General features: G+C 52.9%; 24 protein-coding genes. 13 read left to right on the forward strand and 11 right to left on the reverse strand.

The genetic code is table 11. The features are described from left to right. Positions 1 to 30 precede the first annotated feature (30 nt). The 3 genes from folE to accA form a co-directional block, all read right to left on the reverse strand. Positions 31 to 765, reverse strand: a complete 735-nt coding sequence (gene folE / locus ABXS88_RS13110; protein WP_353672487.1) for a GTP cyclohydrolase I FolE — start codon at positions 763 to 765, stop codon at positions 31 to 33. Positions 766 to 795: 30 nt separating this feature from the next. Next, positions 796 to 1,524, reverse strand: coding sequence for an SDR family oxidoreductase (locus ABXS88_RS13115; protein WP_353672488.1), 729 nt, complete (start codon positions 1,522 to 1,524; stop codon positions 796 to 798). Positions 1,525 to 1,663: 139 nt separating this feature from the next. Then, positions 1,664 to 2,638: an acetyl-CoA carboxylase carboxyl transferase subunit alpha gene (gene accA / locus ABXS88_RS13120; protein WP_353672489.1), complete on the reverse strand. Its 975-nt coding sequence runs from the start codon at positions 2,636 to 2,638 to the stop codon at positions 1,664 to 1,666. A 145-nt stretch (positions 2,639 to 2,783) separates the two neighbouring features. Between accA and ABXS88_RS13125 the strand changes: the two genes are divergently transcribed. Beyond that, positions 2,784 to 4,010: an acetate kinase gene (locus tag ABXS88_RS13125; RefSeq protein WP_353672490.1), complete on the forward strand. Its 1,227-nt coding sequence runs from the start codon at positions 2,784 to 2,786 to the stop codon at positions 4,008 to 4,010. Between the two features lie 43 nt (positions 4,011 to 4,053). Here the strand turns inward: ABXS88_RS13125 and ABXS88_RS13130 are convergent, their stop codons facing one another. The 3 genes from ABXS88_RS13130 to ABXS88_RS13140 all read right to left on the reverse strand — a co-directional run bounded on the left by ABXS88_RS13130 (position 4,054) and on the right by ABXS88_RS13140 (position 5,998). Then, positions 4,054 to 4,407 carry a hypothetical protein gene (locus ABXS88_RS13130; RefSeq protein WP_353672491.1) on the reverse strand — a complete coding sequence of 118 codons (354 nt, stop codon included), beginning with the start codon at positions 4,405 to 4,407 and terminating at the stop codon, positions 4,054 to 4,056. Positions 4,408 to 4,504: 97 nt separating this feature from the next. Continuing rightward, entirely contained in the window at positions 4,505 to 5,110 is a 606-nt protein-coding gene (locus ABXS88_RS13135; RefSeq protein WP_353672492.1) for a hypothetical protein, read from the reverse strand. Between the two features lie 18 nt (positions 5,111 to 5,128). Next, the gene (locus ABXS88_RS13140; RefSeq protein WP_353672493.1) at positions 5,129 to 5,998 is read right to left on the reverse strand and encodes a diguanylate cyclase; all 870 of its coding nucleotides are present in this window, start codon (positions 5,996 to 5,998) and stop codon (positions 5,129 to 5,131) included. A 358-nt stretch (positions 5,999 to 6,356) separates the two neighbouring features. On the opposite strand from ABXS88_RS13140, the gene aqpZ reads away from it, so the two are divergent. Together aqpZ and aroC are read left to right on the forward strand one after the other, a co-directional pair. Continuing rightward, complete coding sequence (gene aqpZ, locus ABXS88_RS13145) at positions 6,357 to 7,118, forward strand: aquaporin Z (protein WP_353672494.1); 762 nt, start codon at positions 6,357 to 6,359, stop codon at positions 7,116 to 7,118. A 200-nt stretch (positions 7,119 to 7,318) separates the two neighbouring features. Beyond that, positions 7,319 to 8,413 (forward strand): chorismate synthase, encoded by a 1,095-nt coding sequence (gene aroC, locus ABXS88_RS13150; RefSeq protein ID WP_353672495.1) that lies wholly within the window; start codon positions 7,319 to 7,321, stop codon positions 8,411 to 8,413. A gap of 234 nt (positions 8,414 to 8,647) precedes the next feature. On the opposite strand, the gene ABXS88_RS13155 is transcribed toward aroC, so the two are convergent. Then, entirely contained in the window at positions 8,648 to 8,758 is a 111-nt protein-coding gene (locus ABXS88_RS13155; protein ID WP_353672496.1) for a PetM family cytochrome b6-f complex subunit 7, read from the reverse strand. Between the two features lie 127 nt (positions 8,759 to 8,885). Between ABXS88_RS13155 and pdxA the strand changes: the two genes are divergently transcribed. From pdxA to ABXS88_RS13170, 3 genes are all read left to right on the forward strand, one after another. Next, positions 8,886 to 9,926 (forward strand): 4-hydroxythreonine-4-phosphate dehydrogenase PdxA, encoded by a 1,041-nt coding sequence (gene pdxA / locus ABXS88_RS13160; protein WP_353672497.1) that lies wholly within the window; start codon positions 8,886 to 8,888, stop codon positions 9,924 to 9,926. 30 nt (positions 9,927 to 9,956) lie between these two features. Beyond that, positions 9,957 to 11,021 (forward strand): circadian clock protein LdpA, encoded by a 1,065-nt coding sequence (ldpA, locus tag ABXS88_RS13165; protein WP_353672498.1) that lies wholly within the window; start codon positions 9,957 to 9,959, stop codon positions 11,019 to 11,021. A 65-nt stretch (positions 11,022 to 11,086) separates the two neighbouring features. Continuing rightward, positions 11,087 to 12,832, forward strand: a complete 1,746-nt coding sequence (locus ABXS88_RS13170) for a R3H domain-containing nucleic acid-binding protein (RefSeq protein WP_353672499.1) — start codon at positions 11,087 to 11,089, stop codon at positions 12,830 to 12,832. Between the two features lie 21 nt (positions 12,833 to 12,853). On the opposite strand, the gene ABXS88_RS13175 is transcribed toward ABXS88_RS13170, so the two are convergent. Continuing rightward, positions 12,854 to 14,074, reverse strand: a complete 1,221-nt coding sequence (locus ABXS88_RS13175) for a CemA protein (RefSeq protein WP_353672500.1) — start codon at positions 14,072 to 14,074, stop codon at positions 12,854 to 12,856. A gap of 178 nt (positions 14,075 to 14,252) precedes the next feature. Here ABXS88_RS13175 and hemB point away from each other — a divergent pair, with 178 nt between their 5' ends. From hemB to ABXS88_RS13195, 4 genes are read left to right on the forward strand one after another with little or no spacing between them, the layout of a single operon-like run. Next, positions 14,253 to 15,242, forward strand: coding sequence for a porphobilinogen synthase (gene hemB, locus ABXS88_RS13180; protein WP_353672501.1), 990 nt, complete (start codon positions 14,253 to 14,255; stop codon positions 15,240 to 15,242). A 4-nt stretch (positions 15,243 to 15,246) separates the two neighbouring features. After that, positions 15,247 to 16,554: a DUF58 domain-containing protein gene (locus ABXS88_RS13185; protein WP_353672502.1), complete on the forward strand. Its 1,308-nt coding sequence runs from the start codon at positions 15,247 to 15,249 to the stop codon at positions 16,552 to 16,554. Positions 16,555 to 16,563: 9 nt separating this feature from the next. Then, positions 16,564 to 17,100, forward strand: coding sequence for a cupin domain-containing protein (locus ABXS88_RS13190; RefSeq protein WP_353672503.1), 537 nt, complete (start codon positions 16,564 to 16,566; stop codon positions 17,098 to 17,100). A gap of 8 nt (positions 17,101 to 17,108) precedes the next feature. Further along, a complete protein-coding gene (locus ABXS88_RS13195; RefSeq protein ID WP_353672504.1) occupies positions 17,109 to 18,098 on the forward strand; it encodes a carbohydrate kinase in 990 nt (329 codons plus the stop codon). On the opposite strand, the gene ABXS88_RS13200 is transcribed toward ABXS88_RS13195, so the two are convergent. After that, positions 18,085 to 18,543, reverse strand: a complete 459-nt coding sequence (locus tag ABXS88_RS13200) for a DUF4079 domain-containing protein (protein ID WP_353672505.1) — start codon at positions 18,541 to 18,543, stop codon at positions 18,085 to 18,087. The two genes, ABXS88_RS13195 and ABXS88_RS13200, sit on opposite strands and share 14 nt — an antisense overlap. A 76-nt stretch (positions 18,544 to 18,619) precedes the next feature. Continuing rightward, on the reverse strand, positions 18,620 to 19,525 hold the full coding sequence (gene hslO / locus ABXS88_RS13205) for an Hsp33 family molecular chaperone HslO (RefSeq protein ID WP_353672506.1): 906 nt from the start codon (positions 19,523 to 19,525) through the stop codon (positions 18,620 to 18,622). A 260-nt stretch (positions 19,526 to 19,785) separates the two neighbouring features. On the opposite strand from hslO, the gene ABXS88_RS13210 reads away from it, so the two are divergent. The 3 genes from ABXS88_RS13210 (at position 19,786) to ABXS88_RS13220 (ending at position 25,131) form a co-directional block, all read left to right on the forward strand. After that, positions 19,786 to 20,913, forward strand: a complete 1,128-nt coding sequence (locus ABXS88_RS13210) for a DegT/DnrJ/EryC1/StrS family aminotransferase (protein ID WP_353672507.1) — start codon at positions 19,786 to 19,788, stop codon at positions 20,911 to 20,913. A gap of 81 nt (positions 20,914 to 20,994) precedes the next feature. Continuing rightward, a complete protein-coding gene (locus ABXS88_RS13215) occupies positions 20,995 to 24,147 on the forward strand; it encodes an ATP-binding protein (protein ID WP_353672508.1) in 3,153 nt (1,050 codons plus the stop codon). Between the two features lie 54 nt (positions 24,148 to 24,201). Further along, complete coding sequence (locus ABXS88_RS13220; RefSeq protein WP_353672509.1) at positions 24,202 to 25,131, forward strand: diguanylate cyclase; 930 nt, start codon at positions 24,202 to 24,204, stop codon at positions 25,129 to 25,131. Positions 25,132 to 25,134: 3 nt separating this feature from the next. On the opposite strand, the gene ABXS88_RS13225 is transcribed toward ABXS88_RS13220, so the two are convergent. Further along, positions 25,135 to 26,463: a CHAT domain-containing protein gene (locus ABXS88_RS13225; RefSeq protein WP_353672510.1), complete on the reverse strand. Its 1,329-nt coding sequence runs from the start codon at positions 26,461 to 26,463 to the stop codon at positions 25,135 to 25,137. Between the last annotated feature and the right edge of the window lie 12 nt (positions 26,464 to 26,475).

Consider the following 26,475-nt stretch of genomic DNA (forward strand, 5'->3'; position numbering starts at 1 on the left):
TTACTCGTTTGACCGCCATGGGAGCTTGCCTTAGTAGAAATTAGGCTTGTGGCGAATCAAGTTGAGAAACTCTTCGCGGGTTTTTTGGTCTTCCTGAAAACTGCCCAACATGGCACTGGTTACTGTCCAAGAACCGGGCTTCTGCACGCCTCGCATCACCATACACATGTGAGTGGCCTCCATCACGACGGCGACCCCCTGGGGTTCTAAAATTTCCTGGATAGCCTCGGCAATCTGGCGGGTTAGCCGTTCTTGCACCTGTAAACGACGGGAATACATTTCGACGATGCGGGCTAACTTACTGAGACCCACCACCTTTTGATTGGGGATATAGGCCACGTGGGCATTGCCCATAAAAGGGAGCATGTGATGTTCACACATACTAAAGAAAGTGATGTCCCGCACCAGCACCATCTCGTTGTGCCCTTCATCAAAGATGGCCCCGTTCACCAAGGTTTCTAGGGATTGGGTATAGCCCTGGGTCAGGAATTGCATGGCTTCAGCCACCCGTTTGGGGGTCTTGAGCAGGCCCTCGCGTTCTGGGTCTTCTCCCACCGCCGCCAGCATGGTGCGAACGGCATCCATCATTTTTTCCTTACTGGCTTCAGCTTCCTCCACGTGAATTTGCGCCTGTTGACCATTGTGGGTGTTCCGGTCAGGGAGGGTAGACAGTCGCTTACCAAGGGGGGACGTATCGCGGAGTTCGTTGCCGTTGATCATGCCGTTACGGTTACTGGAAAGGTCGGAGGAAGGAGCAGTGGTCATAAATAAAAAGTAGAAGGCTAGGTAGGGAAATTAAAAGGTTCCTGCGCTGGGCATTAGGGTCAGGGACTCAATGACGGCGGACGAGGGCAAAAGCGCCGTCTGGAGAATGGCCTGGGCTACAATCTCCGGCGTTAACATTTGAGTCCGGTCGAAATCGGCTTGAACCGTGGCCGTGTCCCAGATGGGGGTATTGGTTGACCCTGGAAAAATGGTTGTTACCCGAATTCCATGGTGCCTTTCCTCTAGGGCTAATACCTGGGAGAACATGGCCAAGGCGGATTTACTAATGCAGTAGGCCCCCCATCCTGCAAAGGCATGGTGGGCCGCAATGGAACCTACATTGATGACGATGCCATGCTTCTGGGGCCGCATGGTTGCCAGGACAGCCATGGTGACCTGGAAAATACTGGTTAGGTTAAGGTCTAGAACCATCCTCCAGTCGGCCAGAGAGGTTTGTTGCAGAGAGTTGGTATAGCCCATCCCCGCATTATTCACTAAAATATCCACCGGGCCGAAGTCCTCTGCAATCGCTGTCATCTGGGATGCAATAGAATCAAGCTGACTCAGATCCAGACAGTAGGCCTGGGCTTCACCACCAGCTTGACGAATTTGCTCCACAACGCCCTGCAACTTATCTGCCGAACGTCCCAGCAAGGCAACGCGACAGCCAGCTTGGGCAAAGGCAAGGGCAGTGGCTTGACCAATGCCGCTACTGGCACCGGTAATAATGGCTCGCTGATGGTGTAAGGAAGAATTCATAGACAAGGAGAGGTTCTGCGGTGGGCTCGGTTCCAGGGCCAGAGCAAAGAAACTTAAGGGATGGTTAAGAATTGTAAACTTTCGCCTCGGCTATTATATCATCGCTGTTCCTTGGGATTATGCAAGCTCCGGGGATGGATTAACTTTCCAAGAACTGGCCCATGGCCCGGAATTTTTGGTAGCGTAGTTGCCGACGTTGCTGGGGGGTCAGATGGGATAAATTTTCCAGATTCGTCAACAGGGCCTGCTTAAGTTGCTGAGCCGTAGCTAAAGGATTGGTATGGGCCGCCCCAGAGGGTTCAGGCACAATTTCATCTATGATTTGTAGTTCCTTAAGATCCTTCGAGGTGATTTTTAAGGCCACAGCGGCCTGGGGCGATTTCTTGGCATCCTTCCAGAGGATCGCGGCACAGGCTTCAGGGGTTGCCACGGTATAGACGGCATGCTCTAGCATTAAAACGCGGTCGCCTACGCCAATGCCCAGGGCCCCTCCAGAGCCGCCTTCACCAATGACCGTACAGAGGATGGGCACATTAAAACTAAACATTTGTCGCAGATTATAGGCAATGGCTTCCCCTTGGCCGAGTTTTTCCGCCTCGACCCCAGCCCAGGCCCCAGGGGTATCAATGAAGGTAATAATGGGCATCCCAAATTGCTCGGCGTGCTCCATCAGGCGCAGGGCCTTGCGGTAGCCGTTGGGGGCTGGCATGCCAAAGTTCCGCACCACATTATCCTTGGTATCGCGCCCCTTCTGATGCCCCAGAATGACCACGGGCCGGCCCTCTAACCGGGCTACGCCCCCCACTAGGGCCGGGTCATCGTAGCCGCCCCGGTCACCGTGCATCTCAAACCAATCATCCGTAATCGCTTGGATGTAGTCGAGGGTGCTAGGCCGCCGGGGATGACGGGCTAATTGCAACCGTTGGGACGGATTCAGATTGCCAAAAATTTCTTGACGGAGTTGATCGGCTCGGCTTTCTAGTTGGGCAATTTGGTCAGAAACATCCACATTCTCTTCCTTGGCCAGTTCGCGGATTTGGTGAATTTTTTCCTCTAGCTCGTGGAGAGGCTTTTCAAAATCCAATAAAAAAACGCGACGCTCGCTCTTGTTCATTGTGGGTGAATTAACCAAAAAAATTGCTAAAGCCAGTTCAATGCCCCCATTTTACCCGAGAGTGTCGGCCAGGAATCGGCCCTTTGATTACCCCAGCTTAAGCAAGTGTCCTTAGCATGGAAGACAGCCTGTCTCTAAAATAACCATGAAAATCTTGGTTCTCAATGCCGGCTCCAGTAGCCAAAAGAGTTGTCTCTACGACCTCAATGGCCCTGTTTTGCCGCCCCATCCCCCGGAACCCCTCTGGGAAGCCTTCATTGATTGGACAGGGCCAAGGGGCCAGGGCCAGTTAACCCTCAAGGCTCGGGGCCAAAAACAAACCCTACCGCTAGCCAGCAGTGATCGTCGCCAGGGCATTGCGCAAATGCTCCAAACGTTGACAACAGGAGAAAAGTCTGTGCTGGCCAACTTAGCCGAAATTGACTGTGTAGGCCATCGGGTCGTTCACGGCGGTCTCGATTACGCGGAGGCTACTCCTATTACCCCAGCTGTCAAGGCCACCATTGCGGCCCTGATTCCTCTGGCCCCGGCCCATAATCCGGCCCACCTGGAAGGAATTGAGGCCATCGAAGCCATCCTCGGTGATGTTGTGCAAATTGCCGTGTTTGATACGGCCTTCCACCGCACCCTTCCGGCCGCCGCCGCCCTGTACCCCATTCCCCAGGCCTGGACGGATCTCGGCATTCGTCGCTATGGTTTTCATGGGACGAGCCATCGCTACTGTGCCCACCAGGCCGCCCAACTCTTGGCCCAGCCCCTTGACAGCCTCAAAATGATTACCTGCCACATTGGTAATGGGGCCTCCCTAGCGGCCATTCAAAATGGCCAAAGCATTGATACCACCATGGGTTTTACGCCTCTAGAGGGCCTGATGATGGGGGCCCGTAGTGGCTCCATTGACCCGGCCATTTTGCTCTATCTGTTACGAGAACAGAGTTATCAACCGGAACAACTCAACGAAATTTTAAATAAACAATCCGGTCTCAAGGGGGTTTCTGGCCTATCGGCGGATCTGAGAACCATTCTCCAGGCGCAGGCAGAGGGAAATCCTCAAGCCGAACTAGCCTTTGCCATGTATATTCATCGTTTTCGGGCCTGCCTCGGCCAGATGCTAGCTTCCTTGGGAGGCCTAGACGTACTCGTGTTTACGGCTGGGGTGGGAGAAAATTCGGCCCTGGTGCGGGAACAGGTTTGTCAAGGCTTTGAATTTCTGGGTCTCCAGTTAGACCCGATTAAAAATGCTCAATCCGTTGCCAATACAATCATTTCTCAGCCGGAGTCCACGGTACAGGTCTTAATTATTCGCACCGAAGAAGACTGGGCCATTGCCACGGAATGCTGGCAGATTTGCTCCCCAAAAGACCCGCAATAATCAACCCTTGTCTCTAAACGAAAGGACAACCGGCCCAGCAGGATTAGAGTAACACCAGGTTGAGTTGGGGCATCAAGCGCTGTAGGTTACGGAGAGACTTGGTTTGCCAAAGAATATTTTTAGAGCCCTGTAGCGTGAGCTGAATGTTCCCTTTTTCACGAATTTTGACGACCAACATCGACAGCATACTAATGCCTGAACTGTTGAGAAACTCTAGGGATTCTAAATTCAGGGTCAGACTGGGTGACGTTTCCACGGCCTGTAACATCATCTCCATCAGGGGTTTATATTCGGCCATACCTTCAAGACGGAGAAAACCCTGGCAAAAAATCGTTGCTGTCTCGGGCTCGTAGCGAACACAGTAGTCGGGGGTACTAATTTCGGTGATATGTTCCACGCCTATCTCCTTATTGTGTAGTGCATTCAGCTTGGTCAAAAGCAAGGCCCATGGGACTGGGGGGCATTTTCCTAAGTTGTGGTCAAAATTGAGGGCATCAGATGGCTAGATGCACCATAACTGAGACCCATAGACGATTCGGTTGGTCTACCACTGGAGTAAATCGCCAGCCAAAGCGGGCTTCATAGTCGTAGATCATGGTTAACAGGCCAATGTGGGATTCCCCCGCCCCCATGGCGGTTTTTTCTAATTGCTCGAAGTAGAGTTGGGCCGGGTCACTCTCGATTAATTGACGGATAAAGGCCTGATATTTTTGGGCGGCCCCTTCATCAATCGGATTACTGGCCTCAAAAATAATCGCCTCTTCGTAAAGTCGTAGGGTGATGCTAATGGGCAAGGTTACAGATTGATCTCCGTATTTAACGGCATTCTCCAGGAGCTCATTGGCAATAAAACTGACCGAGGCCTTGACGGTGGCTTGCTCGCTTAATTCCTGACTATCCACACTTTTGCCCGGAAAAAACGACGAAAAATAATCCCCGAGAAAGTCGGCCGACAGCCCATAATTACGCCAACGTTGCATGCGAGATTGGTCGCTGAGGGTGAAATTAAGGGTTAAAAAGTCATGGCAAAGAGGGACGGGATCGAGAAACTCTCCAAAGATTTCCGCCGAGGCCGGAGCAGGGGAAGGGGACGCAGACATAGGTTTTTTAGACAGAACTTAATAAGGAGTAGGGGACTGAGTGCAGACAATGCAGTTTTTGCCTTGTTGCTTGGCTTGGTAGAGACAGTGATCCGCCATTGCCACTAAGCTTAGAGGGTCAACCGTTGCCTGGGGGACGGTAATCGCAATGCCAAAGCTCATTGTGACATGGCCTGCAATGGGTGAGGGATGGTGGGGAATCTCTAGTAGGTTCAGGGTCGCCTGCATTCGTTTGGCCGTGTGGCCAGCCCCAGCTTTATCGGTGTAGGGCAGGAGGGCCGCAAACTCCTCTCCCCCGTAACGAGCAAAGAGATCGTAGGGATTGCGGAGACTGGCACTTAATGCCTGGGCCACCCGTCGTAAACAGTCGTCCCCACTGAGGTGACCATAGAAGTCGTTGAATTGTTTGAAATGGTCAATATCACACAGGATTAAGGCCAGAGGCTGTTGCTCTGCGCCAAGGGTTTGCCACTGCTCGTGGAGATGGTCATCAAAGCGACGCCGGTTGGCAATTTGGGTGAGGGCATCCAAGTTGGCTAGTTCCACGGTCTCGCACAGTTTCTCTCGCCATTGAGCATCCACCACATCCCCATGTTGCATGATGGTCTCCACCATAATTTCTAGGTCTTCTTTTTGGCGAGAAATTAAGGATAACAAGCTTTGAAGCTTCGCTTCTGCCCGCTGTTTTTCTGCAATTTCGGCCTTGAGCTTGACATTGGTATCGTTAAGTAATGCTTCAATCATGTCCCCGTGCTCGGCAATAGTACTTAAAGCAATATGCAGATCTTGGTTTTCTTGTAGAAGGGCTCGGTTTTCCTGCTCTAGTTTTTCGATGTGGTCAAGGGCAGTCGACAAGTCTATATCAGTGTCGGGAGTCAAGAAGGTCATGGCCATAGGCAGAGATGCAGAAGCACGATAATCGTTCGTTGTCAGTGTAGACGCGGTTACTTTCTAGTCTTTCCCTCGGGAGCCGCACTCTGGCCAGAGATGCCAGGGGATCAAGGTCGTCTGTTCTTAAAGCATAGGACAGACAAAAGGAACTGACTCTTAAGATAGAACACAATCGTTAAAATGCTAATTTTTTCAGAAAAAAAGGCATGGACTTGGAACTTTTTCGGGACTAGGCTCTTCCTAACGTAAGGATTAGAAAATCCGAGAAAAAAGCGCTATGGCGTGGCCTTATGACTATATTTTGGCCATTCTGACGTCTGATTTTACAAAATCTTAAGATTTGGACAGTTGAACAATGAAAAAATACGTTGCAGAATTAATCGGCACCTTCTGGCTTGTCCTGGGAGGCTGTGGTAGTGCAGTTTTTGCCGCCTTTGTTTCAGTCCCTGGAGGAACCAATACCAATGAATTGGGCCTTGGCTTCTTGGGAGTTTCCCTGGCTTTTGGTTTAACAGTATTAACAGGAGCTTATGCTTTTGGTCATATCTCGGGGGGACATTTTAATCCCGCCGTTTCCTTCGGCCTGTGGATGGGGAAACGCTTCTCTAGTGCAGACCTATTGCCCTACATCATCGCCCAAGTCCTCGGCGCAACAATCGCTGGGTTGCTGATTTATATCATTCTTCAAGGCTCCCCCGCTGCGATTTTCGAAGCTGTTTTTAAGGGAGGCAATCCTTTAGCGACGAATGGTTTTGGGGCTCATTCTCCCCAGGGTTTTGGCTTGGTCTCAGCGGCCATTACGGAACTCGTCCTGACTTTTATGTTCCTGTTAGTTATTCTCGGGGCCACTGACCGGAGAGCCCCCCAAGGTTTTGCCCCGGTTCCCATTGGCCTGGCTTTAACCCTGATTCACCTCATCAGCATTCCTATCACTAACACATCGGTTAATCCAGCTCGTAGTACTGGTGTTGCGCTATTTTGCGGCAACGTAGAACTGATTGGCCAACTGTGGCTCTTCTGGATTGCACCTATCGCGGGCGCTATCGCCGCCGGTTATGTCTATAGCAATTTCTTTGAAGAATCGGCCCGTAACGCTCCTACACCAGAGGCCGAATAGTTAACTGACCCCACTGTCCCCTTGTCAAGGGAGGTTCCGTAGGCAGAGGGGGAAAAAATCTGTAGCCTTAACTTGAAGTGTTGGTATAAACCGGCCGGAAATCTCCTCCAGCCCAGACGGCGGGGGGATTTTTTTGTCCATTGAGTCGCTATACCCGCAAGGTTTAGAATAAAAGACTTGTCAGCACAGCACACAGAACTATGGGCAATACCTTTGGACATTTATTTCGAGTCACGACCTTTGGCGAATCCCACGGGGGAGGCGTTGGGGTGATTATCGATGGTTGTCCGCCCCGTTTGCCCCTCTGTGAAGCTGACATTCAAGGAGACCTCGACCGCCGTCGTCCTGGCCAGAGCAAAATCACGACCCCTCGTCAAGAAAGTGATATTTGCGAGATTTTGTCGGGGGTTTTCCAAGGCCAGACCCTGGGTACGCCCATTGCCATCCTGGTAAGAAATAAGGATGCCCGTTCCCAGGACTACGACGAAATGGCCCAGAAATACCGGCCCTCCCATGCCGATGCCACCTACGATGCCAAGTACGGTATTCGTAACTGGCAAGGCGGGGGCCGTTCCTCCGCCAGAGAAACCATTGGCCGGGTAGCCGCTGGGGCTATTGCCAAGAAAATTTTGGCCCAATTTAGTGGGGTTGAAATTATTGCCTACGTGCAACGTATCCAGGACATTGAGGCCAATATTGATCCCAGTACCGTCCGCCCAGAGCAGGTTGAGAGTAATATTGTTCGTTGTCCCGATGGCCCGACGGCGGAAAAAATGATTGAGCGGATTGACCAAATTCGTCGGGAGAAAGATTCTCTTGGGGGCGTGGTAGAGTGCGTCGTTCGCAATGTTCCTAAGGGTCTGGGGGAGCCAGTTTTTGACAAACTGGAAGCGGATCTAGCCAAGGCAGTCATGTCTTTACCCGCCACCAAGGGCTTTGAAATCGGCTCAGGTTTTGCCGGAACCCTCTTGACAGGTAGTGAACACAACGATGAATTTTATCAAGATGAGACTGGCGACTGGCGTACCCGTACTAACCGTTCGGGAGGGGTACAAGGGGGCATTAGCAACGGTGAAATGATTACTCTCCGAGTGGCCTTTAAGCCCACCGCTACCATTGGTAAAGAACAAAACACCGTCACCCAAACAGGGGAGGAAACCACCCTTGCCGCCAGAGGCCGTCACGATCCCTGTGTTTTACCCCGCGCTGTCCCGATGGTCGAAGCCATGGTGGCCCTGGTATTGTGCGACCACCTACTCCGCTTCCAAGGCCAATGTCGAACCCTGCCAAAATAAAAATGGGTAAAACTGTTTACACCGAAACCAGTATCTTAGGTTATCTCACAGCCCGATCAACCCAAAACCGCCTCCTTGCCGCAAATAGGGAAAATTAACAAAGATTAGTCTTGATCTTGACTATGGGTTGCCTATTCTCTGCACCCCCCAAAAACATTTCCCCCAGCACCAGGGCCAGGGGAAAAGCACAGCAACACCGCTCATCCGCTGAGTGATCGCGGGGAGTCAGCGGATTTATTCTTCACTGCCTTGTAATTTGATAATTACAAAGCCCCAGGCCAGGCCGGCTAAGGTCAAGCCAATGAGCAAAAAAGCACCATTGGTTAACATGCTCTCTGCGGTCATAGTGTCTCCTCGATAGTTTTGAAAAAAAATTACAAAAAAATGAATGTCGTCCTGCTCCAGGCGAATCGGCCTAGTACCAGGGTTCAAAATCATTGATAGTGGTATTATCCCACAGGACTCCGCCCCCATGCCCCTGCCCCAACTTGCCCTGACCCTTGGTGATCCCGCTGGCATCGGCCCTGAGGTGGCCCTTAAGGCCTTGGCCAATCCGACCCTAAGCCAACGGGCTGAGATTACCCTCGTCGGTTGTCGTCGGTTATTGCTAGACACCTACAGCCAACTCCAATCCCAGGGCCTGACCCTGGCCCATCCCGACCAATTTGCCTGGTTGGACGTGGATTGTTCCGCAGAGCAAGGCACTCAAATTCAAATCGGTCAAGGAAACGCCGCCAGTGGACAAGTCAGTTTTCAAAGCCTAGACTGTGCGATTCAGGCCACCCTGGCGGGCCAGTTCCAGGGCATTGTCACGGCCCCCATTGCCAAAGTGGCCTGGAAATTAGCCGGCTATGATTTTCCGGGCCAAACCGAAGTGCTGGCCCAACGGGCCGGTGTTAAGCAGTTTGGGATGCTCTTCATTGGCCGTTCCCCCATGACGGGATGGACTCTGCGGACTTTGCTGGCTACTACCCATATTCCCCTGCACCAAGTTCCCCAGGCCCTAACACCGGCCCTGATGACCGATAAACTAGAACTTCTTTTACAGTGTTTACACCAGGATTTTGGCCTGATTCGGCCCTGTATTGCCATTGCCGGTCTGAATCCCCACAGCGGTGAACAGGGCCAACTGGGAACCGAGGAACAGGCCTGGCTCATGCCTTGGCTAGACACCATGCGGGTGCGTTATCCCCAGGCCCGATTACTGGGCCCTGTGCCACCGGATACCCTCTGGGTGACAGCGGGCCAGGCTTGGTTCAAGCAGGCCCAAGCGTCAGAAATTGATGCTTATCTGGCCCTGTACCATGACCAGGGTCTGATTCCGGTAAAACTTCTGGCCTTTGACCAGGCCATTAATACAACTATCGGCCTGCCCTTTGTGCGCACCTCTCCCGACCACGGCACCGCCTTTGATATTGCGGGCAAGGGCATGGCGCGGCCCGATAGCCTCCAGGCCGCCATCCAATTAGCCATTGAGCTGGTTCAACAACGTGGAGAAGAATCCCCAGTATAGAATTGAACTATTGCAACTCAATTTGTACTGATGACCCTTCCCTCTCTCCTGACCTCGACTGCTCCCCTCGACTCTCTTCAACAAGGGCACTGGGTTAAGTTAATCTGCGGGGCCAGTTACCAAGATTTGCCGGCCCTCCGTAATTTGGCCCTGGTATACAGCTTGGCCGGAGTGGATTGTATTGATTGCGCCGCTGATCTCGCAGTGATTTCAGCGGTGCGGGAAGGCATGACCGTGGCCCAACACCTTTCTGCTCGTCGGGAGTTACCCTGGTTAATGGTCAGTCTGAATGATGGAGAAGACCCTCATTTCCGTAAGGCTTTCTTTTCAGCCAATCTTTGTCCCGCTGATTGTTCCCGGCCCTGTGAGGGCATCTGTCCGGCCCAGGCTATTGATCAAACCGGTGTGTTAGCAGAAAAATGCTACGGCTGTGGTCGTTGTTTGCCCCTCTGTCCTCTGGGACTGATTAATACACAATCCCACCGAGTTCAGCCGGGCCAGATCCAACCCTGGCTAGCGGAGGGCCTAATTGATGCCATTGAACTCCATACCCAAGTCGGCCACGACACCGAATTTAGCCAATTGTGGCAAGCCATTGCCCCCTGGTCGCACCAACTCAGGCTCTTAGCTATTAGTTGTCCGGCCCATCCCCAGGCCTTAGATTATCTGCAAACACTCTACGGCCATCTAAAGTCTTTGACCATTCCTCTGCTCTGGCAAACCGATGGCCGTCCCATGAGTGGGGATATTGGCCGAGGAACGACCCATGCCACGATTCGCTTTGCCCAACAGGTCTTGGCTTCGGGCCTGCCGGGCTTTGTGCAATTAGCCGGTGGTACCAACGCCCACACGGTCACGAAATTAGACACCTTAAAGCTCCTAGCTCCCCAGCGGCCCCATATCCATGGCGTGGCCTACGGTAGTTTTGCCCGCACTCTACTGGTTTCTCACCTCGAACATCAGGTTTCTCCCCAGCAGTTCCCATTGTTGAAGCTAGAACAGTACCCAGACCTTCTGCAATCGGCCCTGGCCTGCGTCCAACCCTTGATAACCACCTTGAAAGCAAAGGTCGGAAAAAGTCTGGCTAAAACATAGGGTTTTGCCCATCTTCCCCCAAATTTTGTTATCTTCAAACTTACAACGCGCCGCTTCCATCCGTAATGCCAGAATCAGTCTTAAGCCCACGGACTCAGACCACCGACGATCTTTTTCAATTACTGGATATTCTTCCCCTACCCATTCGTTCCATCCTGGTTGAGCATCCCCAACGGGATAATTTAATCGAAGTGGTCATGGATCTCGGCCGTTTTCCAGAGGCCCGCTTTCCCCAGGGAGCCATTTATTTGAGCGAAACTCCGATCACCAAGGCCGATTTGCAGTACTCCATCGCACGAGTGGGCCTCTTTAGCAGTGATAATCGGGCCGGCATTGAGAGAACCCTGCACCGTATCAGTGCCATTCGCAACCGCACCGATGAAATCATTGGCCTGACCTGTCGGGTGGGCAGGGCCATCTTTGGCACGATTACGATGATTCAAGACCTGGTGGAAACTGGGGAATCCCTTTTACTACTAGGTAGGCCAGGGGTAGGCAAAACAACGGCACTCCGGGAAATTGCGCGGGTTTTGGCCGATGATCTGAATAAACGGGTGGTGATTATTGATACCTCTAACGAAATTGCGGGTGATGGTGATATTCCCCATCCGGCCATTGGCCGGGCCCGACGGATGCAGGTGGCGCGACCGGAACTGCAACACCAGGTGATGATCGAAGCGGTGGAAAACCATATGCCGGAAGTGATCGTCATTGATGAAATTGGCACGGAACTCGAGGCCCTGGCCGCTCGCACGATTGCGGAACGCGGTGTACAACTGGTGGGAACGGCCCACGGTAATCGCTTGGAAAATCTGATCAAAAACCCCACCCTTTCTGACCTGATTGGCGGCATTCAGGCCGTAACCCTCGGGGATGAGGAGGCCCGCCGTCGGGGTTCCCAAAAAACCGTTTTGGAACGCAAGGCCCCGCCAACGTTCAGTATTGCTATCGAAATGCTAGAGCGGCAAAAATGGGTGATTCATCCCGATGTGGCCCAGACCATTGACACCCTTCTGCGGGGCAAGGAACCCGGCCAGCAGATCCGCACCGTGGATGAGCAGGGGGCTGTCCAGGTTATTCAAGAAGCGCCGCCGGCCCCCAGCCCCAGTTATTCCCGCTCTGTGCCATCTTTTATGCCGGAAACGCCCCGGCCAACAGGATGGCGGGCCTCGGGCCGCATGGCCCCCTTGAGTCCCTTGACCTCAACGGCCCCGAGCCATGATTTTGACCATCTCCTAGAGCAGTCCTGGCAACAACCCGAAAGTGAAGGCGACAAGGTACGCATTCCTGGCCCCAATGGGGAAGATTTGCCTATTTACGTCTACCCCTACGGCATCGGCCGGGCTCAACTGGATCAAGTGATTGATGTGCTCAATTTGCCAGTGGTGATCACCAAGGATATTCAGACAGCAGATGCGGTGGTGGCCCTGCGTTCCCACGTCAAAAACCATGCCAAACTCCGACAAATGGCCAAGGGCCGCCAAGTGCCTATCTACGGTGTGAAGTCCAACACCATTCCCCAAATTAGCCGTAGCTTAAAACGTCTGCTGGGCATGGATGACCCCCATACCCCAGAAGCCGCCGATCTGCGACTGTTTGCCCGTAGTGGCGACGATGATGAACTGGAGGCCCTGGAAGAGGCCCGGTTAGCGGTGGAGCAGATCGTTATTCCTACCGGGCAACCGGTGGAACTCCTGCCCCGTTCCCCCAAGGTGCGTAAAATGCAACACGAATTAGTGGAACATTACCGTCTCCAGTCCGATAGTTTTGGCGAAGAACCTAACCGTCGTCTCCGTATCTATCCAGCCTAAATTGGACAGTTAACCAGGGCCTTACTTTTGCATCTTCTCCAGGATGGCAACGGCAGAAGGCGATTGGCGGGTAAAGTAGTTAAAAATCAGCAACTTAAAAATGGAGTCCAGAATAACGGGTATCGTTGCAATAAAGAGAAAAATAAAGTTGCGATTTTCGGGAATACCTAAATGAGTCATTAATGTTCCTAAAATCACTTCCCAACCTTCTGCTGAGTGAAAGCCCACAAAGGTATCCGTTAGCAAGATGAAAATAAAGACCTTGGTGACATCACTGAGTCCTAAAAAGTAGCGACTAAGGAACTGGCGAGCAATGGTAAACTGCCGGCGAAAGACGATAACCAGCAAAACGAAAGCAGCCAAAGAAGTCAGATCCGCAAAAATATTTTTAACGCCCTCCTGACTGCGACGAGCGGCTTGGAGAATAATTTCCTGGGCCTTTTCCCGTAGTCGTTCCGTTTTATCTAGGTGACTGTCTTCTCCTTTGAGCAGTTCATAAATCTCCAGACCTTCTTTAAAGTGAACAAATTCCTCAATTGATTCCTGAATAATTTCCTGCTTAAACTCGATTTCTTCTAATTTGACAGATTGAATCCTCAGATGATTGAAAATCGGGCTAAAAATCAAGTTTTTAGACAAGGTCTGAACCAACACTGGCACAATCACCAAAACAATCAAAAAACGCAGGGCAATTTTCCGCTGTTGTCGGAGTTGACGAAATTGCTGGACAATTTCCTGCTCTGAATTGGGGTCAAAGGGCCGGCGGATTCCCCAGGTTTTCTGCCCCGTTTTTTCATCGGTCATGGGGGTGAGGAGCGAGCGATGTTCAGAATCTTCGGTCGTACTTGTCTGCGGGGCCATCGGAACCCCCTCTAGCCCTAGGTCTTCTTCCGTTGTTCGATACTTGCCCACAATGGCCTCAATAGTGCTGAGGCGTTGCAGAATCTCGTCTTCCGGGGTCGAGACTGTTGAGGAAGCACTGAGGTTAGCCAGCCAGGTCTTGCCCCCCTGAAATTGCAGAAGATTGAGACGGACGCGCCGTAATTCCCGGTCAAGGCTGATTTTGAAATATTGGTAGGTGCTTTGGCCAATCTCGGTTGTTGGGCTAATTTTGCCACCACCAAAATGCGCTAGCTCTAGGGCCTGGATAGCCAGGGCCGCTTGGTAGGCTCGTTCCAGGGCCTGTAGGGCCTGTTGACTTGTCCATTGATTTAGTTGTTGCCACCAGTTCACAAGGGCCATAGGCTGACGCGCAATACAGATTTCCCAAAATTCCGCCTTCATTGTACTGAAGTTAAGGCTTGCCACTCGGCCGTTTCGCCAAATATTACAAAAGGTAACGGGAAACCCTAGGCCCCTCTAGGATCGCCGTAGACTGATAACTTTAGTAAATTGACCGTTTAACATTACTCCTTAGCCTATGTTTCCTGTGACTCGTCCCCGCCGCCTCCGCCAAACTGCTCCCCTGCGCCGTATGGTGCGGGAAACGGTTTTAACGGCGAATGATTTAATTTATCCCCTCTTTGCTGTGCCGGGAACCAGTGTGGCCCAGGAAGTAAAATCGATGCCGGGGGTGTATCAACTTTCGGTGGATAAAATTGTCGAGGAAGCGAAGGAAGTTTATGACCTGGGGATTCCGGCGATCATTTTGTTTGGCATTCCCGAAGATAAAGATAATGATGCCACCGGAGCCTGGCATGATTGCGGCATTGTCCAAAAAGCGGCTACAGCCGTCAAGCAAGCGGTTCCCAACCTGGTGGTCATTGCCGATACCTGTCTGTGTGAATATACCAGCCATGGCCATTGTGGCTATCTCGAAACGGGGGATTTAACCGGCCGCGTCTTAAACGACCCCACCCTAGAACTACTGAAAAAAACGGCGGTTTCCCAGGCCCGGGCTGGGGCCGATATTATTGCGCCCTCCGGCATGATGGATGGCTTTGTCCAGGCTATTCGGGAGGGTTTGGATGAAGCGGGTTTCGGGGATACGCCCATTCTTTCCTACGCCGCCAAGTACGCTTCCGCCTACTATGGCCCCTTCCGCGATGCCGCCGAGTCTTCGCCCCAGTTTGGCGACCGCCGTACCTACCAGATGGACCCCGGCAATGGCCGGGAGGCCCTGAAGGAGGTGGAATTGGATATGCTGGAAGGGGCCGATATGCTGATGGTTAAACCGGCCCTGTCCTACATGGACATTATCTGGCGCGTCAAAGAAATCACCAATCTGCCCGTGGCCGCCTACAACGTTTCCGGGGAATATTCCATGGTCAAAGCGGCGGCCCTCAATGGCTGGATTGATGAGAAAAAAGTCACCCTGGAAACCCTGACCAGCTTTAAACGGGCCGGAGCCGATCTGATCCTGACTTACCACGCCAAGGATGCCGTGCGCTGGCTAGCCGAGCAGGACTAGGCCCATGGTGCCCACCCTCCGCTTTTATTTGTTGCTGGCCCTGGGGGGCCTCCTGGCCATGGGCTTAGCCCAGGGTTTTGGCCAAGGCATTGCCCTGGGAGGGTTGGGCCTCTACGATGTCGTCTTAATTACCTTCGGGCTAATCGATGCCCGCCAGGCCAGAAAACAACGGATACAGGTTCAGCGTTTGCCCTTTGGCCCCCTTTCCATTGGGCGGGATAATGTCATTCACCTTAGCTTGACCAGTCAAGGACAGGCTGCTCGGGTCTGGATTCGGGATGCCTACCCCAGTCAATTTATTGTTTCTCAGCATACCCTCCGCGCCGCTCTACAGCCGCGTTCTCAACAGATTCTCAGCTATAGCCTCCAGCCTAACCAACGGGGCCAGTACCCATGGGGGCAAATCCAGGTGCGCCAGTTGGGGCCCTGGGGCCTGAGTTGGCAAGACTGGCGGATTCCAGCGACGACCAGCGTGGCGGTTCATCCTGACCTCATGGCCTTGAAATCCCTCAGTATTCGCTTAACGTTGGAGAGTTCGGGTAACCTGCGCCAAGCGAGACGACTGGGCCTAGGCACAGAATTTACGGAATTGCGCGACTATCAACAGGGGGATGACCTCCGCTACGTCGATTGGAAAGCAACGGCCCGGCGGGCCCGGCCCCTCGTCCGTGTCCTGGAACCCGACCGAGAACAAACAGTGATGATCTTGCTCGACCGGGGCCGCTTAATGACGGCTCAAGTCGCTGGCCTGCAACGCTTTGATTGGGGCCTGAATACGGCCCTGGCCTTGGCCCTGGCGGCCCTGCATCGCGGCGACCGAGTCGGTTTAGGCGTATTTGATCAACAGATTGCCGCTTGGCTTCCACCGGAACGGGGCCTGGCCCGACTTTCCCTAATGCTAGACACCGTGAGCCCGCTCCAACCTGTCCTCCAGGAACCGGATTACGTCGGGGCCATCTCTCGTCTGGTAAGTCAACAAACCCGTCGGGCCCTGGTGGTAGTGATCACGGATCTAATTGATGAAACTGCCTCGGCGGAACTCTTGGCGGCCCTGGTGCGGCTCATGCCCCGCTATCTGCCCTTTTGCGTCACTCTGCGTGACCCCCAGGTAGACCAGTTGGCCGAAATGCCAATTCAGACCATTAGCCAGGCCTATCGTCAAGCCGTTGCTCGTCATTTGCTAGAGCAACGCCGGGTGGCCCTGGCGAAACTGAAGCAACGGGGCGGCCTGGTTCTGGATGCCCCCGCGTCCCAAGTCAGTCAACAATTGGTTGACCAGTATCTCCGTCTCAAGGCCAAAACCCTACTCTGAGCGTTCACCATGATGAATCCCCTTCCCCTACCGGCATTGCAAACCCTGATCGACCATTTGCAGCTGAGTCCCCATCCTGAAGGGGGTTATTTTCGCGAAACTTACCGGGCCCCGGAAAGTATTCCCCAGTCCGTTTTACCGCCCCGTTTTCAGGGAGAGCGTCAATTCTCAACGGCCATTTATTTTTTGTTGCCGGAAGGCGGAATCTCTTGCCTCCATCGCATTGCCGCTGATGAAGTCTGGCATTTTTATTTAGGTGGCCCTTTAACCATCGTGCAGATGCATCCTGACCAAGGCTTAAAAACAACTCAACTTGGCCCGGATCTACTGGCTGGAGAAATACTCCAGTGGGTTGTCCCCGCCGGTTGGTGGTTTGGGGCCTATTGTCCCCTGGGTAGTGGCTACAGTCTGGTGGGGTGTACCGTAGCCCCCGGCTTTGACTTTGCCGATTTTGAAATGGCCGAGCGACAAGCTTTGCAAGCGGAGATGGGGCATCATCCCAGCGCCCAACCTTGGATCGAAAAGCTGACCCCTGACCTTCTCTAGCAAGACCCATGATGATAACGGCTCCCCAAGTTCTCTGCCTCGGTGAAATGTTGTACGACTGCCTCGCCGATCAAAGCGGCTTTGAATTTTCCCAAGTCCAGTCCTGGACTCGCTATCCAGGCGGCGCACCGGCTAACGTGGCCTGTGGTCTGGTGAAGTTGGGCATTCCTGCTGGCTTTATTGGTTGTGTGGGAGACGATGGCCTCGGTCAAGCACTGACGGCAGTCCTACAAGCCGTAGGAGTCGAGCTCGGCGGACTCCAGGTGGTGCCGGGCTGGCCAACTCGGCAAGTCTACGTTACCCGGACTCCAGAGGGTGAGCGTCAATTTGCGGGTTTTGGCGCCACTGCCACCACGGATTTTGCCGATACGCAACTCCGGGCCGACTTGTTTCCGGCTTTTCTATTTCAGTCAGCGCAGTACTTAGTCTTGGGAACCCTAGGCCTAGCGAGCCATCCCAGTGCTGAAGCCATCCGCCAGGCCCTGCAACAGGCCCGAGGACAACAGGTTCAAATATTCCTGGATATCAATTGGCGGCCGGTGTTTTGGCCTGAACCCAACCAGGCCCCTGACATCATTAAGGCCCTGCTGAAGGATGTCGATATTCTCAAATGTACTGACGAAGAGGCAGAATGGCTTTTTCACACCACTGACCCCCAGACTATTCAAAACCAGTATCCGAACCTGCGGGGCGTTCTGGTAACTGCGGGGGCCAAGGGCTGTTCCTATCACTTAGGAGCTTGGGGCGGCCATATCCCCGCCTTTGCGGTTGCTGTCCAGGATACAACGGGGGCCGGTGATGCTTTTGTTGCCGGATTCCTGGCCCAGGTCTGTACCCTTGGGGAACGCCTGTGGCAAGAGGCGTCCCTCGCCAGCCAGGCTATTCGCTATGCCAGTGCCGTGGGGGCCTTAACCACTCGACTGCCAGGAGCCATTGCGGCGCAACCGACGTTCGAACAGGTACAAACCTTTTTGGCCCAGGCCCCTAGAGTTTGCTGATGATGCGCTGAACAATTTCCACCCCTGTTACCGCTTGCCAGCCAAAGAGGCCGATCAGGGTGATGTTGAGGGTGATATGAGTGATCCGGGCCAGCTCATTACCCTTTTGCATCAGGGGAGACAGGGCCGCCGACACGGCAATCAGAGTAGTCATCCCTAGGCCAACGAGTAGATGGGGGCCGACAAAGAGTTTGCCATTATTCCAGTAGGTCACAGCCATGCCACCCACGGTTCCTAGCACCATCAGGGCCAGCAGAGCCGAGCCCACCAGATAATGCTTGGTCTTCACATCTTTCTTAATTAATTCCTTGCGAGTTTCGGCATCGGCGGAACGGATTTTACGGGACTGAAAACCCAACACCATGGCATAGATGGATAGCCCTAGCAGGGCCCACATCAACAGGGGATGACCAAATTGACTATAGATTTTAAGGGATTCTGGCATAATGAAACTCCAGGAAGGTTCTACTCTAAGGATGACGACTTCAGAAAAAGTAACATAGGTTTGTGGCCAACGGGGGCTAGGCTTCCGCCTGCTCTTGGCGTAGGTCAGCAATTAATTGCCCCAAGTGATCCCGACTGGCCTGGTAAACTTCGCCGCAAAACTCGCAGGTGGCCTCCGCGCCATTGTCCTTTTCGATCATGTCTAGCAGTTCGTCTTCCCCGAGCATCTTGAGGGCCCCCAGCACGCGATCAAAGGAACAGCGGCAATCAAAGCGGACGAGTTGGACATCCGGGAAAATGGTGAGGCCGAGATCCCCCAGCAATTCGTGCAAAATATCCGTCAGGGATTTACCGGCCTGGAGCAGAGGCGTAAAACCCTTGAGGGGGCCAATGCGGGACTCCAGCAGTTCAATTAAGGCTTCATCGCGAGCCGCCTTGGGCATGATTTGGATCAACAGACCCCCGGCCGCTGTCACCCCTTCCCCCCCGACGAACACCCCTAGCAGGAGGGCCGATGGGGTTTGTTCGGAGCTAACCAGGTAATGGGTAATGTCATCGCCAATTTCCCCCGAGACCAGTTCTACCGTGCTGGAGTAGGGATAACCGTAGCCCACATCACGGATCACGTAAACGTAGCCCTCGGAACCAATGGCCCCGCCCACATTCAGTTTACCTTGGGGGGTTGGCGGCAATTCCACCCGAGGATTCTGGACGTAGCCCCGCACGGTGCCATCCAGGCCCGCATCAACAAGGAGCCCTTTCATGGGGCCATTTCCTTTAATGCGGATATTGACCCGTGACCCTTCTTTTTTCATACTGGAGGCCAGCAATAGCCCGGCCGCCATACTCCGGCCCAGGGCCGCCGTTGCCACGTAGGACAGTTGATGCCGTTGACGGGCCACTTCAGTTAGTCGGGTGGTAATGACACCGACGGCTCGGATTCCTCCCTCAGCGGCGGTGGCACGAATGAGCTGGTCTGCCATAGGTTCCTTAATATTTTGTTACAACACCAGTTTTTATTCTAACCCCAAGGCCTCGGTCTCGAACCCCGGCCCAACCCTTCCTCCCCTTGTGAAGGGGCAGTGCCGCAGGCGGAGGGGTAAAAATCTGAAGCCTTAACTGGGAGGATTAGGTTGAGAGCTTGCGTCTCTGCCTTGGATTTGGTCGGAATGCTTCCCATCGCTGCAAAAATTTGTTTTCATAGGATGAATCATAGAAAGCGCTCTTTTAAAACTTTACCTACGTGAATAAGCTCCCCCCCGTTGATTTAGCCCGCCAGTATCAGCAGATTGATGCCGAAGCCAGCGCCGCGGCCCTGGCCGTTCTACGCTCCGGTTACTACATCGGCGGCACGGTGGTTAGTGAGTTTGAACAGGCCTTTGCTCAGTCCGTGGGAATGCCCCATTGTGTTAGTTGTAATTCAGGAACGGATGCGCTTTACCTGGCCCTGCGGGCCTTGGGGATTGGCCCAGGCGATGAAGTGATTACCTCCGCCTTTACTTTTTTTGCCACCGCTGAAATGATTTCCGCTGCCGGGGCCAAGCCGGTATTTATCGACATTGACCCGGCCACCTTTAACCTCAATCCCTCATTAATTGAAGCGGCCATTACGCCTCGTACTAAGGCGATTATGCCGGTGCATTTGTTTGGTCAAGCGGTGGATATGACCCAGGTGATGGCCCTGGCGAACCAATACCAATTGAAGGTGATTGAGGACTGTGCCCAGGCCACGGGAGCCCAATGGCAAGGAAAAACCGTTGGTAGTTGGGGCGATGTGGGGGCCTTTAGTTTTTTCCCGACCAAAAACCTGGGGGGCTGTGGGGATGGTGGCGCCATGACCGTCCAGTCGGAACGCTTAGCCGCGGAGCTAAGAATGCTTAAGGAGCACGGCAGTCGTCAGCGCTACTACCATGAAGCTATTGGGGTCAATAGTCGTTTAGATGCCCTCCAGGCAGCCGTCCTGCAAGTGAAATTGCGTTACCTGGAGCAATGGAATCAAGCAAGGCAAATTTTGGCCCAAAATTACGACCGTCTTCTGGCCCCTTTACCGGGTATTATTTTGCCCACAGCCTTGGCGGGAGGAATCCACGTCTGGAACCAATACACCATCCGGGTTTTGAGCGATACATCTTCCCCCTCCCATCGTCGGGACCGCGTCCGAGAGCAACTGTTGGCGCAGGGCATTATCTCGATGATCTACTATCCCATTCCTCTTCATCAACAACACGTGTACGGTGAGCTGGGCTACGGTGCAGGTACCCTGCCACACACAGAACAAGTCGCCACGGAAGTTCTTTCCCTACCCCTCTTTCCCGAGATGACCGTAGCAGAGCAGGAGCGAGTTGTCTATGCCCTCAAGGAAATCCTATAGTTAATCTAGGCTAAGTCGGAAAAAGTACCATTCCCCCGGCTTCGTTACGCTAGCGAGTTGCTTCCAGCGGAGGTCAAACCTATGGGCCAAGGGAAGAAAATCAATGGATTATTATTGCTTCTCATCCTGGCGGGCTATCTGGGGAATTATTTCACTGTTCCTCTCTATTTTGGGGTGGAATTTATTTTTGGCAGTGTGGCCACCCTAGTCATTCTCAGTCACTACGGTTGGTTTTTGGGGGTATTCAGTACTGTACTGGTGGGTGCCCATACTATTGTCCTGTGGCATCATCCCTATGCTTGGTTTGTCCTCATCTTAGAGGCTATTTTTGTCGGCTGGCAATTGCGTCGTCATCCCGGCAATCTAGTTCTCATCGATAGTATTTTTTGGGTGGTGCTGGGCCTGCCCCTAGTTTATATTCTCTATCATTTTCTGCTGGGAATGCCCCCCGTCGCGGCGGAGTTGGTGGCCTTAAAACAGGCGGTTAATGGTATTTTTAACAGCCTCGTGGCGACGGCCCTACTTCGTCAAATTCTACCCTATCTTTTTCCTTCTTCCCGATTTTCCCAGACCCAGCTATCCCTGGCCCAGACCCTCTTTAATCTGTTGGTCACGTTCATTTTTTTACCGCTATTGTTGGTGACTATTCTCCAGGGCCAACAGGCCTTTCAAACCATGGAGACTGAAATCATAACAGAACTCCAGGCCTTGGCAGTGCCCCTACAGACAAATGTGCAGTATTGGTATAACCAGCATGTGAATGGGGCCAAAACCTTTGCCGCTGGCATAACCCCCTTACTTCTAGAGCCGACCAATCGGTCTTTGTCCACAAAGATCACCCTAGACCACTTCACCCAATCCTTTAAGCAGGCCTTTCCTGGGTTTTCCACCCTCTACGTGGCTAATGCCCAGGGCAAAATTATCAGTAGCCGCCCCCAACGCAATGAGGTTGGCGAATCTTTGGTGGGAAAAGTGCGACAGGATCAGGTGTCGGCCCTGCAAAATATTCCCCATCAGCAACCGTTGATTTCTCCCCTCCATCAAGATGGGGCCCAACTGTCCCCCCACATCGGCATCACCATCCCCATTCGCCAAGGCCGACAACTGCTGGGTTTTATCTACGGTTCCTTGGATATCCAGCCTATTCAACAGTTTCTGGTGTTAAATCCCCAGCTTAAACACCTCGAAGTCCTCGTTCTAGATGACCAGAATCAAATTATTTCTTCTAATAAAAGAGGCCTGAAAACCATCCGGCAATTGAACCTAGAGAGCAATGGCAGTCTGCGGCGACTCCCTGGAGGGATTCAGCATTGGCTTCCCAATCTTTCTGTATCGCCCATGACCCGCTGGCGTCAGTCCTACTACTACGATCGTTCCCCTTTGTCGGGGGAAGCCCTCTGGCAATTGGTGGTGCGGATTAGCCCCGCTACGCAAATTGATCTGCTCCAACAGATCTCCGTCAAAAATCTGGGTATTTTGATGGTTGTGACCGTGATTGGTTTTGCTACCGCTGCGATGATTAGTCGTCGTTTGGCCCAGCCCCTCCTCCAGCTTGCGGGCCTGTCCACCAATATTCTTTATCAATTGGAACATCCTGAAAATCGCTTTGCCCAACTCAATAGTCCTGTGCGGGAAATTGCCGTCCTGGCCAGTAATTTTGAGAAGATGGTGCAGGTTTTGCAGAATCAATTTCGCCAACTCCGCCAGGCCCGAGATACCCTAGAACAACGAGTAGAACAAAGAACCCAGGAGCTAGCGCTAGCGAAGGAAAAGGCAGAGTCCGCTAACCGTACCAAAAGTGAGTTTTTAGCCAATATTAGCCATGAAATTCGCACGCCCATGAATGCCATTTTGGGTTTTTGTGACCTGCTCCAGGAACAAATCCATGACCCGACGGCTCAGTCCTATCTTCAAGCCATTAGCGCTAGCGGTAAGACCCTGATGGCTTTGATTAATGACATCCTAGACCTGTCTAAAATTGAAGCGGGGAAACTCGTTCCTAATTACGAGGCGGTGGATGTGGCCCAGGTAGTGGGTGAAGTCTATACGATCTTTGCCCCTATCGCTGAACAAAAACAACTACAGCTAGGTACTCGAATGGGAAGTGGAATCCCCTCCTTGCTAGAGTTTGACGGGATTCGACTACGGCAGATGTTATTTAATGTGGTGGGGAATGCCCTCAAGTTTACGGAGCAGGGCCAGGTCACGATTCAGGTGGAGGTTACCCCGTGCTCCGAGCCTGAGTTTCGACAGTTATTGCTGCAGGTGACCGATACGGGAATTGGCATTGCTTCGGAGGATCAAGAACGCATTTTTGATGTCTTTACCCAAAGTGAGGGCCAGAGTAACCGGAAATACGGGGGTTCCGGTTTGGGACTGACCATTACCCGCCGCCTGATCGAAATGTTGGGAGGACGCATTGAATTACACAGCAGTCTGGGCCAAGGCAGTACTTTTCGGCTTATTTTCCCCCAGGTTAAAGTCCTCAAGGCCATAAGGGATGACCTAGACGATGCTGGTGCAGACAGCAATCTGGCCCAGTTCGCCCCTGCCACTATCCTGATTGTTGATGATGTGGCTTCCAATCGTTTTCTACTCCAGGGTTTTTTCCTGGGAACGGCCCATCGCATTCTGGAGGCAGAAAATGGCCTAGAGGCCTTAGCGATCCTCAAAAATCAGTCAGTAGACGTTATTTTGCTCGATCTACTGATGCCGGTAATGGACGGCAAAACCTTGATCGAGAGACTACGCCAAAACCCGGCCACCGCGTCTATCCCAATTGTGGTGGTGACCGCTTCCCAAGTCCAGGGGATCGATTGTTTAGTTCAAAAACACTGTCAAGGTCAATTGAGTAAGCCCGTTACCCGCACGGCCCTGGTGGCGGTCTTCAAGTCACTCCTACCCCGTTCAGCACAAACGACAAACCCCGGAGTGAGTGTTGCTTCCCTCGCTCTGCCGTTAATGGACTATGCTTATTTTCCTCCCGAACTTCTTGGCCATTTGGCTGAGGCGGAAGGCCAATGGGAAAAGTTACGTCATCATTTGATTGTGCGCGACCTACGGGCCTTTGCCCAAAACCTGCGGCAGTGGGGAGAAGATTTCCAGTGCCTGCCCCTACTCCAGTACGTTCAATCGCTCGAAGCGGCCCTGGCCCAGTTTGATAGTGAAAATATTGAGAAAATTTTGGCCCTGTTTCCAGAAATTTACCAAGCCCTAGCAGGGGGAAACAAATAGGCTAAGCTGGGGATTAAACCCCAACAGAGCGTCCCCCAGCGCGATTCTTTACCAATGAAGCCTTTCCAGCCAGAGAAATTTTTGATCCTGGTGGTTGACGACGTGCCTCGCAATCTACAGTTAGTCGTTGAAATTTTAGACCGGGCTGGTTATATGACGACCTTTGCCACCGGCGGCAAACAGGCCCTGGAACGCCTTAGGGCCAGTCAACCCGACCTCATTCTCTTAGATTTGATGATGCCGGAAATGAGCGGGTTAGAGGTTTGCGAAAGAATTCGAGCCGAGCACCTAGAGCTTAATTTACCCATTATTTTCCTGACTGCCAGTAACGAACGTGAGCATCTGATTCAGGCCTTTGATAAGGGGGCCATGGACTATATCAATAAGCCTTTCTATGCGCCTGAACTCCTGGCTCGGGTTAAGACCCAATTACTCCTCAAACAGGCCCAGGATGAACTCAAGGAAGCCTACCAAAAATTAGAAGACATTGCCCTGCTCGACCCCCTGACAGGCCTGGCTAACCGGCGAGCGATCGCGACTTTTTGTGAAACGGAGTTTGCCCGCACCCATCGCTACGGGGATGAGTTTGCCGTGATGATGATCGACCTCGACCACTTTAAACAGGTGAATGATCATTACGGCCACCACTGTGGAGACGAATGCCTCAAGCTGATCGCCGGCGTTCTCCACGATAGTCTGCGGGATACGGACAAAATTGGCCGTTTTGGGGGAGAAGAATTTGTTGCCATTCTGCCCAAAACCAGTCTTGACCAGGCCCTGGTGTTAGGGGAACGTCTTCGCCACCAAGTTGTGCATCTCTGTCCCAAGATTGAACAGCAGACGATTTACCTATCAGTCAGTATCGGCATTTCTAGCTACTGCAAATCCGATAGTAGTATGGGCGATGCCCTGCGCCGGGCCGATAATGCGCTCTACAATGCCAAGGCCCAGGGCCGGAATCGAGTTTGTAGTATCAGTCATTAAGGCCTAAAGGGGACTGCCAATCAGGGAAAAACCGGCCCAATAGAACGGGTGGGAGAGGTCACTGGCCTTAGCCGTTTGTAAGACTAGCGGGAGAGGCAAAACTCCCCGAGAACTCACCAAGGCTTCCTTCTTGAGGTAGACTTCCCCACGAATCATGGCTTTTTGAGTCTCTTGGAGGGCCTTTGCCTTATCCCCCGTCTGGTGGAGACGTTGGTAAAATTCACTCATCAGAGCCAGGGTTCCCGCATCACTCACTGACCAGAAACTCGCTAGGGCCGAGCGGACACCGGCTTGAATGGCCAGGCCCGAAAAGCCTAATTCTGCATCTTCGTTCCCAACGGCAGTCTGGCAAGCACTCAACACCAAGAGATCCACGGGGGGATTGTTTAAATTCAGTTCCCCCATCTGGGCTAGGGTGAGGCGACGATTGCCGAATTGGATATAGGATTGCTCTGGGGTACCCGGCAGAAAATCTGCATGGGTAGCTAGATGCACGATTTTGAAAGGTTGGCCCTGGCGCAATTGGCTGAAACCTTGAATCGAGAAGGGTTGATTGAGCAGAAATTCCCCTGGCCAAGGAATTTGGGCAATGGTTTCTAATTCCGTGGCCACCCCCGGTAGGGCCGGTTTGTCCTGAAACTCCGAGGCTCCCAGGGCCAGGACTTGGGCATTTTTTAAATTCCCCTTAGCGATGGTGGATAGATTAAACCCCGGAATGCGGGTAATGCCGTATTTTTCGACTAAAAATTGTTGGCCATCGTAGAGGGCAGCAAAGGGCACAGAGCGCAGGCCTTTACCCACGCAAAAAATGAGCGTATCGATCTGCGCTTGTTCAAGGGCAGGGGCAATGGGGGCAATAATCCAATCGTAGAGTTGCTTCCCGGTCGTGAGGTAATGACGGCGCGTACTGGGGCGAGTGAGGTCGGCAATAAAGGCCTGACTGACTTGCTGGACTTTAGCCCGATTGGCTTCGGGGAGATGGTACCCGAGGGGGGCCCGGCCGGGTAGAGCAACTAAGCTGACTAATTCCGTTTCCTCGGAGGTGAGCCAGAGAACGGCCATCCGCTTACCCGTTTCTTGCTGGAGAACTTGAAGACGCTCAGCAATTTGGTTGCCACTGAGGGTGACGCTGGCGAAGGCCCGTTGAAAGTAGGCCTCGTAGTGTCCCTTCCAGAGCGTTTCCATGCGGGGAATCATTTGGTCGGCAGCCAGGGCCTGGATGGGCTTCTTGACCATGGCTTCGGCAAATAGTGGCGGAACTAAGAGGCCGATGAGAAAGTAAAGTACTAATAAAAATTGAGCCCCGATGGAGCGAAGGGACGGCCGTGCCATGGAAAACTCTCC

Origin of the sequence: Synechocystis sp. LKSZ1 (genome assembly GCF_040436315.1) — a bacterium.
Taxonomy (GTDB): Bacteria; Cyanobacteriota; Cyanobacteriia; order Cyanobacteriales; family Microcystaceae; genus Synechocystis.